Below are 16,775 nucleotides of genomic sequence, written 5' to 3'. Positions count from 1 at the left end.
ATAAAATTAATCACATTGGCTATGAAAGTAGTAATGATGATGTATGTGTAACTAACTTGAATCCAGATTTTAAATTGACTGAACTTACGCTTCTATAAGTTCAGTCAGTTACGAGACCCGGTAGTGATACCGGAAGAGTCTCAAAACGCCTTTCCTGGCGGCAATAGCGAAGTGGAACCACCTGATCCCATCTCGAACTCAGAAGTGAAACGCTTTAGCGCCGATGGTAGTGTGGGGTCTCCCCATGTGAGAGTAGGACACTGCCAGGATTTAACACCTAAAATACCCGGGCCCGCAATGGTCTGGGTATTTTTTTGCCTGTAGAATGTACAAAAGCAGTGTGCTGCTCGAGCATGGGCATGTGAAAAAAACGCCGGGAGCGTTTTTTAACATGGTGGAGGCTTTTACCACCATGGCCCCGAAGGGGTGAGCGCAGGGATAGCGCGAATACAGTAGGACACTGCCAGGATTTAATACCTAAAATACTCGGGCCCGCAATGGCCCGGGTATTTTTTTGTCTGTAGAAAATGCAGAGGCCGCCGCATTTTAATCCCAGAAAAAGAGCAGACAAGATAAAGAACGAACGAGATAAAGCAAAGCTACATCGCACGCGGGGATGGAACGCGCTGTTTGCGCTTCGTCCCCTTAGTGATGCCGCAGAAGTTATTGGTGTCGTGACGACTCCGTTAGGACATCATGTTATATCCAGAAATAGGCTATAAATTACTGCACATGATTTTATAGTCATGCGACAAAATGTCGCGGTTTCTGTCACTCTGTCATGTCATAATGACATATTTAACGAAATTCATTGACACTTTGTTTTATACCTAAATCTATAATTATTATCTAATTAACCTGTTGATTTATATAGAGTTAATATAAGAGTTTCCGAACAATACATCATTTATCTAGATTATGTCCTTTATTTACTTATAAATACCTTAATTAAAAAATGAGTATTTTAAGTTTATGTTTTGTATCCTAAAAGAGCATTTTTAGATTGATTCCACCAGATTCCATGATCAATATTGCTCGTTTTTAGTCGAACAAATTGACATATATCAATAATAGTTAATTTTTTGCGTATCTAAAGTCACATAGACCCTATAAGTTGTTGAAAAAACATCATTTATCATCATTGGCATAAAGTAAGCATTTATCCAGCTCAATAGTCTTCTCGATTTTTGAAGTCGATTATTAATAATAATTCTTATTGAGGTGTCATAAATGAACAAAATAAATACAACATTAACTGCACTTGCTGCTGGCCTTGCGCTAGTTTCATCTGTAGCCATCGCTAAAGGTCCAGGTGCAGGTTCTGCTCCTTATGAAGTATATGCTTCTGATCAATCTAACTCTGTTGCTGGCGCTGCTGGTCGTGGTGTTTCTGGTAGTTACATGCATGTATGGAAAGGCGAAGACGTAGAGAAGCAAATCTCTTCTCACGGTAAAGATATTGCTCCTGTTACTACATATGATATTAACGATATATTCCCAGGTGATGAGTTAGTCGAAACAGGTACAGGTTCTACTTTAGAAGAATTGCATAATGCAGGCGAAGCATTTGGTCGTTTACACGGTATGCTTCCTGATCCACAACAGAAATACATGAACATCAACATGTTTGTAACTGGTGGTCTTGCTGGTGGTTATGTTGGTATTATCGACGGTGCTACTAAAAAAGCGGTTGCCTTATTTCAGGTAACTAAAACTGGTCACGGTCGTTCTTTACATATGTCTTTCTGGAATCATGATGGTTCTGCATTACTTTTAGCTAATTTACACGGTCGTGTTCTTGAGCGTATCAATATAGATCGCGACACTGATGGCAACATTACTGGCGCTAATTATGATCTAAGTGCTTCAGTAAACGTGGGTTCTAACCCTGTAATCGTTGATCCAGCTTCTGCATTTAATGGTGCAGGTATGGTTCCAAGTGGTGTAACAGGTTCATATGCAATAGCTGACATGGGTCTTACAACTCCAGCTGGTGATGCACGTCAAGGTGCTGAACGTCCTGCAAATGTCATCGTTTGTCCTATCGTAACTAGCACTGGTAACGTATATATCACAATGGGTGGTGGCGGATTATTAGTTGCTGACGGTAATGCTACTCCAATGAACATTGTTGCAGAATACGATCGTGAAACGGTAAACGGCGCTGGTTGTGGTGGTCTTGAAGTTGATGGAAATGTATTCCTAAATGCAGGTGCTTCTGCAGCTGGTTCAGGTGCAACTCAATCTACTATGACTATTTATGGCATTGATGATGCGGCAATTGCTGCTGGTAACGGTGGTAAAAACTTACCTGCTCCTACAGTATTATTCAAAGATGCTACAAACACAGCAACGATTGGTAACACTTCTGGTGCTGCTAGTAACGGTACTGGTCAATTACCAGGTATCACTACTCGTCGTGATGCACACGGTATGGCAAAGACTCTTGATGGTCGTTACATTCACCAGGCTGACCGTTTACAGAATGTTGTAGAAGTTGTCGATACTAAAACTATGCAGCATGTTGGTTCTTACGATCTGACATCTGCAAATGGTCAAGGTAAAGGTACAGGTCCATGTGCTGCTTTCTCTGTAACTGATGATGCAGGTCTTCCAGGAAATGATCCAGCTCCAGATCTAATGGGTACTACTCCAGACGGTAAGCACTTAGTTGTTGCGACTCGTGGTCCTATCCCGGTATCAGTTGGTCACAATGCACAGGGGTCTTGCCCAGGTGTTGGCGTTATCAAGCTTAATAACAAGGGCGATTCTGGTAAGTTGATTACAGTGCTTCGTACTTACAACAGTGTTGATGATGCTCCAGCTAACGCTCCTGGCGGTCACGCTTACACAGGTAATGAGCACTCAGATCCACATGGTGCTTCAGTACGTATTCGTGTAGAAGACGCTAAGTAAGTGTTAAGCAAATAGAAACCTCGGTTTCATGTTTAAAAAAGAAGGCGGCTCTGGTCGTCTTCTTTTTTTATTAAGCATTTATGATTTCGGTACACTATTATTAATTAAAAACATTAACGTATATTTATAACTACAGGTTAGAGTCGTGAAGAGCTTTACTATTATTGAAGATGTTTTACCTAAGGCATACTGGCAGGATATTCATGATTTAATTACGCATCCTGATTTGCCATGGCATTATAATCCAGAAATTTCTATAGATCCTGCAATTAATAACCCGTTTACGGGAAATCCAGAAATTGTTTCAAGTTGCGGTTTTTCCCATGCGCTTCATGTTAAAAATCATATTTCATCGCCGCATTGGGAACAGATAAAACCTCTGCTTTATTTTATGGCGGAAAAATCAAATTACAGTAAGTTGCAGCGTTCAGTCGAGGTGTTTCGAGCAAAAGCCAATTTGCAAACACAACTCAATGGCAGTACAGAAGAAAATTTTAATATGCCGCATATTGATCCATCTTATTTTGAAAACAAAGCAACTAACTGGATTTTTTTATACTATTTAGAAGACTCGGATGGCGACACGTTTATTTTTAACGAAACCGCCGGACAAGGTTGCCCCAGCACTTTAACTCTCAGAGAACGTGTCACACCAAAAGCAAACACAGGTCTGCTTTTTAAAGATGATATTTTTCACGCAAGCAGTAACCCGATTAAATCTAAAAGGCGGGTGAATTTAAATTTCAATATCAGTGCTGGCAATTAATAAAAGTAAAGAAAATTAATCTATGATGAATAAAATATCTTTCCTAATTGTTTTTCTTGGTGGGCTAATCAGTGGTTTCTTAGTCAGTCAATATTTATTGCCAGCACCTGATGATCAGTCGCATGAAGTGGCGGTCGAGCATGCGGCAAAACACCTAATGCCGGGTTACGTTTGTCCTATGCATCCTGGAGTGGTTTCAAATGAGCCAGGTAGTTGCCCTATTTGCGGTATGGATTTAGAAATAAAAGAGCTGAGTGATGAAGGTTCTGATGGTTCTGGTATTGCAGTTTCTTCTGCGATGAGCAATAGCCTGGGTGTGCGAATTGCCCATGCGGAACGCGGACGTATATCAGAACAGGTGTTTGCTAGTGGCAGTGTTGAAACGGTTACTCCTGCAACTGTCTCAGAGATAAAGACAAAAATTAATGGCAAGGTAAAAGAGGTATTTGCCAGGGTCGGTGATTGGGTTGCCGAAGGTGAATTTATTTTATCGATTGAATCAGCTGAATTTAAAAAAGTACAGGATGCCTATTTACTCGCGCAAAAAAATCGTGATTATCAGGGCATGAAAGAAATTAGAAAACAACTGGCGGCTATGGATTCTCGTCAGGCGGTGCTTGATGGTACCGACCGTATTAATGATATGGAACTAACACCTGAATTTATCCTGGAGGCACCCCATTCTGGCATCTTAGAAATGTCGACAGATGTGGGGACGGAACTGAAAATCAATCAAAAAATAGCCAGAGTAAAAACAGATAATATTGCACGAGTACGATTGCGCAGTTATGCACGAGCAGCACGAGCGGTTAAACGTGGTCGACATGCACAGCTCGACTTGCCCCATATGCCCGGTAAAAAATGGCCCGGTCGAGTGATTGAAGTTGAGCATGGTGACGCAGGTTTTTACAGTTCTATTCAAGCGGATTTTGAAGTACCAAAAGATGCAACAGAAAGAGGAGTTTTTGTCGGAGCATATGTTAATGCGGGTACTAATGCAGAAGCGTTACGTATTCCGTCAACGGCCGTTATTCTTGTTGAAGGACAGTCTCGTGTTGTTCAGTTGCTGAGCAGCGGAAAATTTCAACCGGTAGATGTTGAAGTGGGCTTTGTAGGTGCAGAATGGGCCGAGATTAAATCAGGCTTGGAAGAAGGAGATGCGGTGGTAGTTAGAGCGCAGTTCCTTATTGATTCTGAATCAACATTACGCGCCGGTTTTTCACGGTTAGCGGAATAAGAAAGATAAGAAACCATGATTGAAGCTCTAATAAGGTGGTCGGTAAATAATCGTGCAATGGTTTTAGTGCTTGCCGCTATGATGACCATTGGCGGTATTTATGTCACCAGTAAGCTATCCCTTGATGCGGTCCCTGACTTATCTGATGTACAAGTGATTATCCGTGCTACACATCAGGGGCAGGCGCCACAAGCCATCGAAGATCAGATTACCTATCCTCTCGCCACAGCCATGTTAGCTGCACCGGGTGCGCGTACTGTGCGTGCTTATTCTTTTACCGGTGATGCCTATATCTACGTAATATTCGAAGATGGCACTGACCCTTATTGGGCGCGCTCTAGAGTACTTGAGGCGTTGAATGAAATCCGCGAACGTTTGCCTTCTGATGCAAAAATTGTATTAGGACCTGATGCTAGTGGTGTGGGCTGGATTTACCAATATGCGCTTGTTGACCGTAGTGGCGCTCACGATTTGGCTGATTTAAGGGCAATACAAGATTGGTTTTTACGTTATGAGCTTACGAGTATTGCCGGTGTTGCGGAAGTTGCCACTATTGGCGGGATGGAAAAGCAATACGAAGTGCAGTTAGACCCTGTTCGTATGGAGCGAGAGGATATTAGCTATCACGAATTCCGGCACGCTATTTCTGATGCGGCGCAGGAAGTCAGTGGCTCAATGATTGAGATAGCTGAAGCTGAATATCTGGTTCGTGGTAAAGGCTACCTGCGCAGTATAGAAGACATTCAAAAAGTGCCTATTCTGAAACGCTGGGACTTCAGTGCGGTGCCCCGTGTCGGTGATTTAGCTGATGTGGTTGAAGTGCCACGAACTCGTCGTGGAATGGCTGAACTGGATGGTGAAGGTGAAGTGGTTGGCGGTATTGTTGTCATGCGTTATGGCGAAAATGCGCTATCAACGATTGAACGTGTTGAGCAACGTCTGGCTGAACTCTCCCAAGGTTTACCGGAAGGGGTCGAAATTGTTGAGACATATAATCGATCAAAACTCATCAACCGCGCGGTTGATACTTTAAGCTTCCGTTTAATCGAAGAGTTTATTGTTGTGATATTAGTTTGTGCCGTTTTTTTGTTACATATGCGCTCCTCGTTAATCATTGTGGTGTCGTTGCCTTTAGGTATTTTGGCAGCTTTTGTGGTGATGTCATTGCAAGGCATCACCGCAAATATTATGTCTCTTGGGGGTATTGCAATTGCAATTGGTGCCATGGTGGATGCCACCATTGTGATGATTGAAAATGTACATAAACGCATGGAGGGCAGAGAGGTAACCGCTGATTCGCCGGTTCTCATTGATGCCCTGGTTGAAGTCGGTCGGCCGTTATTTATATCACTTATTATTATAACCGTGAGCTTCGTGCCTATCTTTGCATTAGAGGCGCAAGAAGGCCGTTTGTTTGCGCCACTGGCTTTTACAAAAAGTTATGCAATGGCAGCGGCAGCAGGAATATCGATTACATTAGTCCCCGCATTAGTGGCTTATCTTATTCGCGGCAATATTAAGAGTGAAACAGATAATCGACTGAATAGAGGTTTAATGTCTGCATATAGGCCGGTCATAGATTATTCCTTGAAGCATCCAAAAACAATTTTGGGTATCGCCTTTTTTATTGTAGTCAGTGCGTTATTGCCGTGGCGAAATTTAGGTGTAGAATTTATGCCGTCACTTAACGAAGGTAGTTTGTTGTATATGCCGAGTACCATGCCGGGTTTATCTGCGGGTAAAGCAGCGGAATTACTTCAGCAAACTGACCGTATGATAAAAACGGTTCCAGAAGTTAGACAGGTCTTTGGAAAAATAGGTCGAGCTAATACGGCAACTGATCCAGCACCGTTGACGATGATTGAGACAACGATTCGCTTAAAGCCAGAAGAAGACTGGCGCGAGGGAATGACATTGTCTGGTATTCGAGATGAGCTTGATAAAGCGGTTAATGTGCCAGGGTTAACCAATACCTGGTTAATGCCAATTTCTGCACGTATTGATATGTTGGCTACAGGCATCCGTACACCCGTGGGTATTAAAGTGGCGGGGCCAGATTTAAAAGTGATTGAAAAGCTCGGACAAAAAATCGAAAAAGTTGTCAGTGGTATTCCAGGTACTAAATCAGCCTTTGCAGAGCGCGTGGATTCGGCTCGTTATATAGATATTGAAATGAACCCTGAATCTGCAGCGCTTTATGGTGTTAGTGTCGGTCAGGTACAGGAAGTTGTGCGTACCGCCATAGGTGGTGAAGATGTAGCCTATACAATAGAAGGGCGAGAACGTCATCCAGTTCGTATGCGGATGGCCCCGCGTTTTAGAGAATCTTTATCGCGCATTAAACAAATTCCTGTTGATACTAAGCGGGAAAGGGTGCCGATTGGTGATATCGCTAACATTATTATCCGTGATGGTCCGGCAATGATAAAAAGTGAAAATGCCCGATTAAATGGCTGGACCTATATAGATATTGGCGATATTGATATAGGTACCTGGTTGAAAAGTGCACGCAAAATTGTCGCTGAACAAGTCGAGATTCCACCCGGTTACTCGCTTAAATGGTCAGGGCAGTATGAGTATTTGTCGCGAGTTGAAGAAAAGTTAAGCGTTATTGTGCCTTTAACATTAGGTTTAATTCTTATTCTGCTTTATATCAATTTCCGTAACATGACCGAGGCGCTAATGGTTATGTCGTTATTGCCCGTGGCATTGGTGGGTGGGATTTGGTTGGTCTGGGTATTGGATTATAATCTTTCAGTTGCTGTAGCCGTTGGCTTTATTGCCGTTGCAGGTGTGGCAGCAGAATTTGGCGTTGTTATGTTAGTTTATTTGGATGGTGCGGTAAAACGCTTGCAGCCTCAAACGAGTGAGGCGTTAAACGAAGCGATTATGGAGGGCGCCTTACAGCGTCTAAGGCCTAAAGCGATGACTGCAACGGTTATTGTTGCCGGTTTAGTGCCCATATTGATTGGAACAGGAACCGGTTCCGAAGTAATGAGTCGCATTGCTGCACCGATGGTTGGCGGAATGATAACAGCGCCGTTAGTATCGATGGTGTTCTTGCCAGTGGTTTATGGTTACTGGCAAAAAAAACAATTACAAATTAAATAAATAGTTCTATTGATCTATGTATGCACGTGCAGACATGTTAACTGCACTAGAGGCTGCGCATTTAATGCTGTTGTCTTTTAAGCAGTTTTCTTCTTTGAAAATATGAATGATATCTGCATTAAGTTGTTCTGCTTCGGTTATTAATATTGACTTGCAAGTTGCAATATTTTTTTGCACTGTTTCGTTGTTTGCTCGAATGGTGCAATTAATATTACCTATATATTGTGAGCTATAAATGTCATGCTCATCATTAATAATATTGATGTTTTTTTCTGTTTTAGTAGATGGTTGAATAGCGCAGCCATACTGAAATAGTATTATTAAAAAAGCTAGTTTTTTCATATTGTTTAATACCGAAATAAAAATATAGAAATTTATTGTAAAGGACTTCTAATTAAAATGCGTGTTATTTGTAAATCACAATAATATATAATAACTGTTTTATTGTAGTTCAACTCTAATCGATAATTTACTGTTCTTGCGATTCACTGAGATGGTGACGTCTCTATCTGTAACTAGTTTAGTAAGTGCTATTTTTGCATTTTTAGCATTGATTAATTTTACGTTGTTGAGGGATGTGATTACATCTCCGGGTTCGATACCTATCTCAGCTATAGTGGTAGAACCCATTTTTTTAGGGAACAACTGATAGCCAATCTGTTTTCCATTAACTTTAACTGCTTCGGCATCTGCGTAATCTATTAATAAATAAGGGTTGTCTATTATTTTAAGCCGGATGATATCCAACGGTGTCTTTGCGACTAATGGTTTAAGGTTTTTAAAGTCGGGGATAAAGCTAAATACTTCGCCGAGCATTTCATCTTTAATGATTCGTAATATTTCTGAATGGCCGTTACGCGTTATGACAACATGGTCATTCCATATTTCTTTAATTATTGCGCTGCCAGTAATTTTATCCCCAATGTTATAACTTTCTTCTTTACCATTTTTTCCCTCAGAAATAATGGCAGTTGAATGAATCATCGGTGTAGTGAAAAACACACCTTTCAGGGTGAGATTTAGTTTGGTCTCAGGAGCCTTTATTTGTGTTGGCTTTATTGTTTTTTCAGGCGAGCCAAAAAGATTGGCTGCGATTATGCTTTCATAGTTTTGTTTATGGTTTGTTTTAATGCTTGATTTAATGAGAGAGTTATTTGTTGTATTGGATACTGGAGAATCTGAAAATAAAGCCAGCGTAATTTGTGATAATTTATGAGCGCAGAAAATAATCAGCACAATAGTAATGGCGACGGGTAATTTTTTTATCACCACTTTGGGGTAATCTAAATGGGTTAGCCGGGTTAAAAGCGACTGTGACATAATCTATTTTCAGGACTTAATATCATGTATGTAGATTAGCAGTTAACTAATCCACTTGCAGGGTAAAACGGAGTTATTAGTCGATTTTAAGTTCAGCTTAAAATGTTGGAATTAAGGCAGGATCAGCCATAAATTCATGATTACCAGGCTTGTTATGATCTCTGTTGGATTATATGTGTGATTTAGACGGTAATATTCAGCAAATTTAACAATAAATAAGAAAAATTCGAACGATCTGATATACACTTATTCAGATGGAAGACACTATCTTCAATGAAAACCGTAAACTCAAACGTCAGCTAGATAACCTGTTGCGTCGGGCTCGTACGAATGAGCAAAAGCAGGAGTTATTTGATTCGTTTGGTTTTGAGGTTATATCGGCAAATACGCCTGCGCAATTGCGTGATTATGTGCTTTTTCAGATGCAGGCTCGTTTTCAGCTGCATGATGTTGTTATGACCCTGATTGATTTTGATCGTGATGCGGAAAAACTTTTTTATGGTCATGATACGGATGCAAAGTCACTTTATGAGTCCAAGCTGCTGATCCTTGATACTGAAAAAGATCAGCAGCAAATATCTGAAATGAGTATCTACCCCGTGTTAGGTCCAGATGTGCTCACGCGCTTTGACTGGATGTTAGCAGGAATTGATGATATCGATTCTTGTAAGAGTGCAGCGCTATTGCCATTAATGAGAAACAATAAGCTAATCGGCACGCTATTGTTATTAAGTCGAGATGTAAATCGTTATCAAACGGGGATAGCAACAACGTTCTTGCAAAAGTTATCAGCGATGACAGCAGTTGCAATAGAAAACTGTTTAAATCAACAGCGTATAAAAGAGATTGGTTATCAGGACCCTTTAACGCAAGCATATAACAGGCGTTATTTTGACTTGCGTTTTAACGACGAAATTGAACGTAGTTTAAGGCAGGGAGACAATCTTGCCTGTATGTTTCTTGATGTCGATTTTTTTAAAAAAGTAAATGATACCTATGGTCATCACATTGGTGATCTGGTATTAACTCAATTAGTAAACCTGATAAAAGAACAGGTTAGAGCTTGTGACGTTGTTGCCAGATATGGTGGTGAAGAATTTGCTGTTGTGCTTCCAGGAGTCACTCTGGAGTTAGCGACGGAAATAGCTGAGCGGTTACGTAAGGCTGTTCAGTCTGATAAAAGGCTTACCTGTGGACAGGGTGGTCTAAATGTAACAATTTCAATAGGTCTGGAGATTTTATCGTCTCTTAATGATAAAAATTTAAGCACTAAAGAAATTGGTGATCAGCTATTACAACATGCTGATGAAGCATTGTATAAAGCAAAAACATCAGGCCGTAATCAGGTTGTTGTTTATGTGGAAGAAAAGATTTAATTGTTATTGTTCTTTTCGCGTAACTCGTTCATTTGTCTGTTTAAGTTATGTTTAATCATTAATTCCTGATCTTCATTCCTTAAGTGCTCAAATTCAATACAAATGCATTTCGCTTTTACATCTACTACACGACCAAAAATTAATACTCCTACTTTTTCTGGTAGTAATACCAGTTCTAGTTTCATCGCTTGCTGAAGCTGAAAGCTCTGATCAGTTTCAAACTGAATGCCTGATGCGCTGATATTAGCTGTATATACCTTTTCGTTATCAAAATCAGAACTGCCGAAATGTATATGTTGGCTTAAGCGGTCAATCTTGCTGTTTAAGGCTTCAAGATATTCGCCTATATCCGGATGTAGCTGTTTTATATTGTTTAAAATAGGGTTGATGCTGTTATTTAATGTCGCAAAATTAGCGCTTAGGCTAAATGCGCTATCTTCCAGATTGCGCAGGGTTTCAGGTGCTGCTTTATACTCTTCTTCTGTTATTGAAGCATAATCCAGATACACATCATCATCTATTCTAAAAAAATCCCTGCGTTCATTGTCGTTTATTTTTATCATTATTGATCACTCGGAAAATTTAATTAAACTTGGCATGTCTTTAACGGTTTCTGTCTGCTTAATAACTTCTATTTCAACGCGGCGATTAGTCGCTCTGTTTTTTGGTGTTGAATTGGGGACGAGAGGGATTGTGTCCGCATAACCCTGAATAACAATGCGTTCATTAGGTATTTTTTTATTAATTTGTAAAATATGTTCTAGTATAGATACCGCACGGGCTGATGATAGTTCCCAGTTTGACCTGAATCTGAAAGTGGAAATTGGAATGTTATCTGTATGACCTGATATGTGTATTTTCCCTGGCGTCTTTTCTAACGCGTCAGCGATTTTCTTTAGTACAGGTTTGAAACGACTGCTTAATGTTGCATTGCCGGAGGAAAATGATCCCTTTTCTCTGATGCGTATAATAGTTCGTTGGTTGTCGCCAGAGACCTCAATTGAACCTGCCGCGATCTGATCTTTAAGTGCTTTTTTAAGTTTCTCAAGTCGTTTTTCAGCCTTGGATTTTTCACCCGATTTATCCGAATTTTCCGGACCTTTTCTAAAGTCGAGGTTTTTCTTATATTCATCCGTTGTATGCTGACGCATAACTTTTAATACAGTTGGCGTGGGGCGACCAGGTGTGAATTCTTTTGCGATAATACTTGTACCTTTCGGGATCTCTTTGGTTTTTACATCACGTTGTACACCAAACGCCTGGGACATTGAGCCGGCCAATTGCTTAAATTTGAGAGCGTCCATTTCGGAAAAAGATAGCAGTAAAACGAAAAAGCACATGAGTAGTGACATCAGGTCGGCAAAGGTTGCTAACCAGGCGGGTGGACAGGACGGACATTTTACTGCTTCTTCTTCCATTTTGGCTTAGTCGAGACTATTCGTCTGCAGTTTCCTCGGTATCTCTCTGGCCTTCTGGTAGGAATGCTTTTAGTAGTTCTTCAAGTACTCTCGGATTCATGCCTTCCTGTATGCCGCTTATGGTTTCAAGTATCAGGGTGCGGTTGGTTTTTTCTTCCTGGCTTCTGAGTTCGAGTTTATCGGCAATGGGGAGTGCAAAAGCATTGGCGATAATGGCGCCATATAATGTTGTAAGAAGTGCAACGGCCATGGCTGGTCCAATTGTTTTCGGGTCTTCCATATTGGCGAGCATTTGTACCAGGCCTATCAGAGTGCCTATCATGCCCATAGCGGGAGCGATATCGCCTAGCGCGGTGAATATTCTCTGGCCTAACTCGTGGCGCTGTATGGTCAGGCTGATGTCTTTACTCAGCATCTTGCGAACTAAGTCAGGAGGGTGTCCATCTACGCAAAGCTGAATGCCTTTGTTGAGAAAAGGGTTTTCAATTTCCTGTGATTCGAGAGCCATCATGCCTTCTTTACGGGCAATATTAGCTAGAACGCCAGCCTGCTCAATAAGTTGAGAGGCATCAACACTTTTATGTAAGAAAGCTTTTAGGCCAACTTTAAACGCACCAAAAAATTGGCTTACCGTAAATTGCATAAGTACTACGGCTATGCTGCCGCCAATAACAATGAGTAATGAAGGAACGTTTACAAATAATATAAAGGATCCACCAGATACGATGGCACCTACAATAAAACCGAAGGCTATAATAAGCCCCAGTAAGGTAGCTAGATCCACAGTGTCTCCTTAAGTGATCGCCAGAACGGTGTCTATGACTGTTTGACGGGGTTGAGTCTATTTAGTTGCGCGGTATAAAACTATCGGCAGTCTGGCGTAAAACCTTTAAACTATTGCGAATAATCTTTAGATTAGAGTGTAGCTAATTTAGATTAAAAGTACAGATAGTTAGCGCCTAACTAGAGGTAGCGCAAGTTGATGGCAGAAAAATTCAAATTAGATGATAAGTTAGAGAAAGGCAGTGTCTGTAAGTATTTAATTGAACCTGCTTTAAGTAAAATAACGCGGTTGCTGGTGTTAGATACCGTGACGTCTACTAATGATGAAGTGATGAGAGTATTGCAGCAAGGTGTTGGTGGTTTTGTTGGCTGTGTAACAAATCATCAGTCTAAAGGGCGAGGGAGAGATGGTAAGGTTTGGCAGTCACCGGCGAATGCAAATGTCTATATGAGCATTGGTTGTGAATTTGATGTTTCTCAGGTAGGTGAAGTAGGAGGATTATCGCTTGCGTGTGGAGTGGCGGTTGCGAGATTGATGAGTAAGATAGGAGTGAATGTTGATTTAAAATGGCCTAATGATATTTTGCTAAACGATAAAAAGCTGGCAGGTTTATTGATCGAAACACGTATCAGTTCCAGTAAGATGTATGTTGTTGTGGGTTTGGGTTTAAATATTGACATGCCAGAATCGGCATCAAAAAAAATTGATCAACCGTGGATAGATCTTTTGACTGCGTTAACAGCGAAAGGTTCTAATCACAATAAAAGCTTAGCTGATCTGGAATTAAATGGTAGAAATGACCTGGTGGCAAAGCTGTTCAATGTTCTGGTTGAGTGTTTGCTGGAGTATAAATCGTCTGGCTTCATGTCATTTGAGAGAGACTGGAATAAATTAGACTTGCTTACCGGTCGCAAGGTATTTATTAAAACAGAAGACGAAGAGGTTGAGGCAAAGGTATTGGGGTACGGTAACGATCATTCTCTTCGAGTAATTATAAATGAAGAAGAAAAAACGTATTATGCAGCTGATATTAAGTTGAAGATAAAAAAATATGCTAACAATTGATATTGGTAACAGTCGTATTAAGTGGGCGTTGTTTAAGCACGGCGTCATACGTGAGCACGGTGTTTTTGAGTATAGGCTTGATAGTCTGCAAGCAGATTTTAAAAATGCTAACTTACCCGTTGCTTCTGAGCGGGTAGAAATCAGTTGTGTGGCCGGGCAGGGATTTAAAAAGCGCTTTTCCGGTTTGTTAAATAGCTATGGTTATACAAATTTCAGATTTGCTGAAACCATGGCAAAGCAATGTAATGTTATTAACTCATATAAAGTGCCTGAGAATATGGGGGTTGATCGTTGGTTGGCTATGGTTGAGGCTTTCAGGGTAAGTGGAGCTAATGAGGGTGAGGTGGTTTGTGTTATAGATTGTGGTACGGCTATTACACTGGATGTCATTAGTGATAGCGGGCAGCATCTGGGTGGGTTAATAATGCCAGGATATCGCACAATGATTAACTCGCTGGTAACAGGTGCGGAAAATATTGAGTATTCAGAAAAAAACCATAGCAATGATGATGTCACAGGATTAGCGTCATCAACACAGGATTCAATATCAAAGGGATGTAGTCAGGTAATTGCTGGTGGTTTGTCAGCAATAATTGATTCGCATTTGAAATGTGCAAGTATGAAAATACACTGCATTGTGACAGGTGGTGATGGGGGCTGGGTTTCAAGTGCGATTACATATGAAAATAGTCATAATCCATTTCTAGTTTTGCAGGGGTTGTATACTGCTTCAACTGAAATTAAAAAATAGAGAGTTAGCTGTTTAACGATATGCGTATTTTACTGGTATTTATAGTTATTTTAAATTTACTTTATGCAGGCTGGCAATATTTGTCTCCAGTAGGCGTAGGGGGTGTTATTCTGCCAATGGCTGAAGGTCTTAAGGTGTTAGAGTTATTGGATGAAGGCGACGTTGATGAAGTGAAGAGTATAGAAGAGTCGTTACAGAGTGTTAAAGATGAAAAAACAGATATTACGGCAGATTTGCAGTTGGATGAAAATATTGAGCAAATTAAGTCAGAGCAAGTGTCATGTTTTACTCTGGGGCCGTTTAAAGATAAAAGCATTATGCAGCAATTGCGTGAATCGATAGCTGAATATGTAACGGATGTATCGGTTAGAAAACGGCAGGAATCAGAGAAACACAGATACTGGGTATATGTACCCGCAATGCCAGACAGAAAGCAGGCGAAGCTGATGGCAAAGAAGCTAAGACAGAAGAAAATTAATGATTTCTATATAGTATTAAGTGGTGAGGCAAAAAACAGTATATCTCTAGGGCATTTTAGAGAGCCAAAACATGCAAATCGAAGAATGAAAAAAGTAGCCGATCTCGGGTTTAAAGCTGAAATCAATGTTATCTATCGTGAATATGACATTTACTGGCTAGATTATCAGGTAAAGGGAAAAGAAGAGGGGGGCGAGTTTTCTGTTGATGAATATATTTCAGATGGCGTTTCTCAATTGATGCGTGAGTGTGATTCTTAAGCAAACGTAGATATATCGTTATCATCAGAGGGTTAAAAGGGGTGAATTGCACTGGAAAATGCCTTTTTTAGCCGCAAGCCAAAAAAAAATCAAATAAATATCAAAATCCCATTGCGAAATGTCTCTTCTTTCTCTAGAATTGCGCTCCTTCTCGCAAGTACATGTTTTTGCTTTAGAGAATGACTTGCCGGCATAGCTCAGATGGAGTTAGCTGGTGGTAGTAAAAAAAGAATTTGCCGGCATAGCTCAGATGGTAGAGCAACTGACTTGTAATCAGTAGGTCCCGTGTTCGACTCATGGTGCCGGCACCAAATTTAGATGATTTCATACAGTGAAGTCATCGCTGCGTGTTTTGAAGATTGTTACATCTGATCAAACCAGCGGCCCAAACTCTGTAGAGTCATTTCTTTTGGGGTGACAAGCAGGAATTGGGCCGCTTTTTATTGACAGTTGTGGTGTGGTCGTTCAAAATATGCGGCTTCCAGTTTTTGGAGTGGTTCCCGAGTGGTCAAAGGGGGCAGACTGTAAATCTGCTGCTTCGGCTTCGGAGGTTCAAATCCTCCCCGCTCCACCAAATTAGTTAGTCAGTGGCTGGTAGTAATACGAGTCGCTTGCGGGCGTCGTATAATGGTATTACCTCAGCCTTCCAAGCTGATGACGCGGGTTCGATTCCCGCCGCCCGCTCCAATTGATATGTGCTGTATATATAAAGGTATATAAAGTGTGTATTTAGAAACTGCTGTAGCCATGGTTTGAGCTGGCGGTAAAAGGTTTTGCTCATATAGCTCAGTCGGTAGAGTACTTCCTTGGTAAGGAAGAGGTCACCGGTTCAAATCCGGTTATGAGCTCCAGATTGTTTTGAAGTTTAGTTTTTTAATTATTTTAATTTAATATTCCCGGGGAGACTGCAATGTCCAAGGAAAAGTTTGAACGTAATAAACCCCACGTCAATGTGGGCACTATCGGTCACGTTGACCATGGTAAAACTACATTAACGGCTGCATTAACGAAAGTTATGGCAGAAGCTCAAGGTGGCGAAGCAAAAGCGTTCGATCAAATCGATAACGCCCCGGAAGAGCGTGCACGTGGTATCACGATTGCAACGTCTCACGTTGAATATGAATCAGACGTACGTCACTACGCACACGTAGATTGCCCGGGTCACGCCGATTATGTTAAAAACATGATTACTGGTGCGGCACAGATGGACGGCGCGATCCTGGTATGTTCAGCAGCTGATGGCCCAATGCCTCAAACACGTGAGCACATCCTGCTTTCACGTCAGGTTGGTGTT

At 41.0% G+C, this 16,775-nt stretch carries 15 protein-coding genes, 4 tRNA genes and 1 rRNA gene; 15 read left to right on the top strand and 5 right to left on the bottom strand.

Features of this window, described 5'->3' with window-relative positions; genetic code table 11:
* Positions 1-153: 153 nt before the first annotated feature.
* The 6 genes from rrf to DIZ80_02610 all read left to right on the top strand — a co-directional run bounded on the left by rrf (position 154) and on the right by DIZ80_02610 (position 8,030).
* Positions 154-269, top strand: a 5S ribosomal RNA gene (gene rrf, locus DIZ80_02635).
* 258 nt (positions 270-527) lie between these two features.
* Complete coding sequence (locus DIZ80_02630; GenBank protein RDH85194.1) at positions 528-722, top strand: hypothetical protein; 195 nt, start codon at positions 528-530, stop codon at positions 720-722.
* Positions 723-1,230: 508 nt separating this feature from the next.
* On the top strand, positions 1,231-2,916 hold the full coding sequence (locus DIZ80_02625; protein RDH85193.1) for a hypothetical protein: 1,686 nt from the start codon (positions 1,231-1,233) through the stop codon (positions 2,914-2,916).
* Between the two features lie 145 nt (positions 2,917-3,061).
* Positions 3,062-3,682, top strand: coding sequence for a hypothetical protein (locus tag DIZ80_02620; GenBank protein ID RDH85192.1), 621 nt, complete (start codon positions 3,062-3,064; stop codon positions 3,680-3,682).
* A gap of 22 nt (positions 3,683-3,704) precedes the next feature.
* Positions 3,705-4,919, top strand: coding sequence for a hypothetical protein (locus tag DIZ80_02615; GenBank protein ID RDH85191.1), 1,215 nt, complete (start codon positions 3,705-3,707; stop codon positions 4,917-4,919).
* Between the two features lie 15 nt (positions 4,920-4,934).
* A complete protein-coding gene (locus DIZ80_02610) occupies positions 4,935-8,030 on the top strand; it encodes a CusA/CzcA family heavy metal efflux RND transporter (GenBank protein RDH85190.1) in 3,096 nt (1,031 codons plus the stop codon).
* A gap of 6 nt (positions 8,031-8,036) precedes the next feature.
* Here the strand turns inward: DIZ80_02610 and DIZ80_02605 are convergent, their stop codons facing one another.
* Both DIZ80_02605 and gspC read right to left on the bottom strand, forming a co-directional pair.
* Positions 8,037-8,372, bottom strand: a complete 336-nt coding sequence (locus DIZ80_02605; GenBank protein ID RDH85189.1) for a hypothetical protein — start codon at positions 8,370-8,372, stop codon at positions 8,037-8,039.
* Positions 8,373-8,471: 99 nt separating this feature from the next.
* Positions 8,472-9,350 (bottom strand): type II secretion system protein GspC, encoded by an 879-nt coding sequence (gene gspC / locus DIZ80_02600; protein ID RDH85188.1) that lies wholly within the window; start codon positions 9,348-9,350, stop codon positions 8,472-8,474.
* Positions 9,351-9,604: 254 nt separating this feature from the next.
* Here gspC and DIZ80_02595 point away from each other — a divergent pair, with 254 nt between their 5' ends.
* Positions 9,605-10,726, top strand: coding sequence for a sensor domain-containing diguanylate cyclase (locus DIZ80_02595; GenBank protein ID RDH85187.1), 1,122 nt, complete (start codon positions 9,605-9,607; stop codon positions 10,724-10,726).
* Here the strand turns inward: DIZ80_02595 and DIZ80_02590 are convergent.
* From DIZ80_02590 to DIZ80_02580, 3 genes are read right to left on the bottom strand one after another with little or no spacing between them, the layout of a single operon-like run.
* Positions 10,723-11,289 (bottom strand): hypothetical protein, encoded by a 567-nt coding sequence (locus DIZ80_02590; GenBank protein RDH85186.1) that lies wholly within the window; start codon positions 11,287-11,289, stop codon positions 10,723-10,725. The two genes, DIZ80_02595 and DIZ80_02590, sit on opposite strands and share 4 nt — an antisense overlap.
* Positions 11,290-11,295: 6 nt before the next feature.
* The gene (locus DIZ80_02585) at positions 11,296-12,144 is read right to left on the bottom strand and encodes a type VI secretion system protein TssL (GenBank protein ID RDH85185.1); all 849 of its coding nucleotides are present in this window, start codon (positions 12,142-12,144) and stop codon (positions 11,296-11,298) included.
* A 16-nt stretch (positions 12,145-12,160) separates the two neighbouring features.
* Positions 12,161-12,928: a flagellar motor protein PomA gene (locus tag DIZ80_02580; protein ID RDH85184.1), complete on the bottom strand. Its 768-nt coding sequence runs from the start codon at positions 12,926-12,928 to the stop codon at positions 12,161-12,163.
* A gap of 198 nt (positions 12,929-13,126) precedes the next feature.
* Between DIZ80_02580 and DIZ80_02575 the strand changes: the two genes are divergently transcribed.
* The 8 genes from DIZ80_02575 to tuf form a co-directional block, all read left to right on the top strand.
* Positions 13,127-13,993 carry a biotin--[acetyl-CoA-carboxylase] ligase gene (locus tag DIZ80_02575; protein ID RDH85183.1) on the top strand — a complete coding sequence of 289 codons (867 nt, stop codon included), beginning with the start codon at positions 13,127-13,129 and terminating at the stop codon, positions 13,991-13,993.
* Complete coding sequence (locus tag DIZ80_02570; GenBank protein ID RDH85182.1) at positions 13,980-14,744, top strand: hypothetical protein; 765 nt, start codon at positions 13,980-13,982, stop codon at positions 14,742-14,744. The genes DIZ80_02575 and DIZ80_02570 overlap by 14 nt, the downstream gene beginning before the upstream one ends.
* 20 nt (positions 14,745-14,764) lie before the next feature.
* Positions 14,765-15,481 (top strand): hypothetical protein, encoded by a 717-nt coding sequence (locus tag DIZ80_02565; GenBank protein RDH85181.1) that lies wholly within the window; start codon positions 14,765-14,767, stop codon positions 15,479-15,481.
* Between the two features lie 235 nt (positions 15,482-15,716).
* Positions 15,717-15,792 (top strand) — tRNA-Thr (locus DIZ80_02560).
* Between the two features lie 179 nt (positions 15,793-15,971).
* A tRNA-Tyr gene (locus tag DIZ80_02555) sits at positions 15,972-16,055 on the top strand.
* Positions 16,056-16,094: 39 nt separating this feature from the next.
* Positions 16,095-16,168, top strand: a tRNA-Gly gene (locus DIZ80_02550).
* 88 nt (positions 16,169-16,256) lie between these two features.
* Positions 16,257-16,332 (top strand) — tRNA-Thr (locus DIZ80_02545).
* A 59-nt stretch (positions 16,333-16,391) separates the two neighbouring features.
* Positions 16,392-16,775 (top strand): elongation factor Tu (gene tuf / locus DIZ80_02540; protein RDH85180.1); only part of this gene is annotated, 384 nt, incomplete at its 3' end.

The organism is endosymbiont of Galathealinum brachiosum, assembly GCA_003349885.1.
Classification (GTDB): domain Bacteria; phylum Pseudomonadota; class Gammaproteobacteria; order SZUA-229; family SZUA-229; genus SZUA-229.
The sequence above is the reverse complement of the archived record's forward strand: the minus strand, read 5'-3'. Positions and strand labels throughout refer to the sequence as shown.

What these genes read in the sequence shown, in the direction of transcription:
- DIZ80_02630 (RDH85194.1), top strand. Translation starts at nt 528, where the DNA reads ATGCAGAGGCCGCCGCATTTTAATCCCAGAAAAAGAGCAGACAAGATA.
- DIZ80_02625 (RDH85193.1), top strand. Translation starts at nt 1,231, where the DNA reads ATGAACAAAATAAATACAACATTAACTGCACTTGCTGCTGGCCTTGCG.
- DIZ80_02615 (RDH85191.1), top strand. Translation starts at nt 3,705, where the DNA reads ATGATGAATAAAATATCTTTCCTAATTGTTTTTCTTGGTGGGCTAATC.
- DIZ80_02610 (RDH85190.1), top strand. Translation starts at nt 4,935, where the DNA reads ATGATTGAAGCTCTAATAAGGTGGTCGGTAAATAATCGTGCAATGGTT.
- DIZ80_02605 (RDH85189.1), bottom strand. Translation starts at nt 8,372, where the DNA reads ATGAAAAAACTAGCTTTTTTAATAATACTATTTCAGTATGGCTGCGCT.
- gspC (RDH85188.1), bottom strand. Translation starts at nt 9,350, where the DNA reads ATGTCACAGTCGCTTTTAACCCGGCTAACCCATTTAGATTACCCCAAA.
- DIZ80_02595 (RDH85187.1), top strand. Translation starts at nt 9,605, where the DNA reads ATGGAAGACACTATCTTCAATGAAAACCGTAAACTCAAACGTCAGCTA.
- DIZ80_02590 (RDH85186.1), bottom strand. Translation starts at nt 11,289, where the DNA reads ATGATAAAAATAAACGACAATGAACGCAGGGATTTTTTTAGAATAGAT.
- DIZ80_02585 (RDH85185.1), bottom strand. Translation starts at nt 12,144, where the DNA reads ATGGAAGAAGAAGCAGTAAAATGTCCGTCCTGTCCACCCGCCTGGTTA.
- DIZ80_02575 (RDH85183.1), top strand. Translation starts at nt 13,127, where the DNA reads ATGGCAGAAAAATTCAAATTAGATGATAAGTTAGAGAAAGGCAGTGTC.
- DIZ80_02570 (RDH85182.1), top strand. Translation starts at nt 13,980, where the DNA reads ATGCTAACAATTGATATTGGTAACAGTCGTATTAAGTGGGCGTTGTTT.
- DIZ80_02565 (RDH85181.1), top strand. Translation starts at nt 14,765, where the DNA reads ATGCGTATTTTACTGGTATTTATAGTTATTTTAAATTTACTTTATGCA.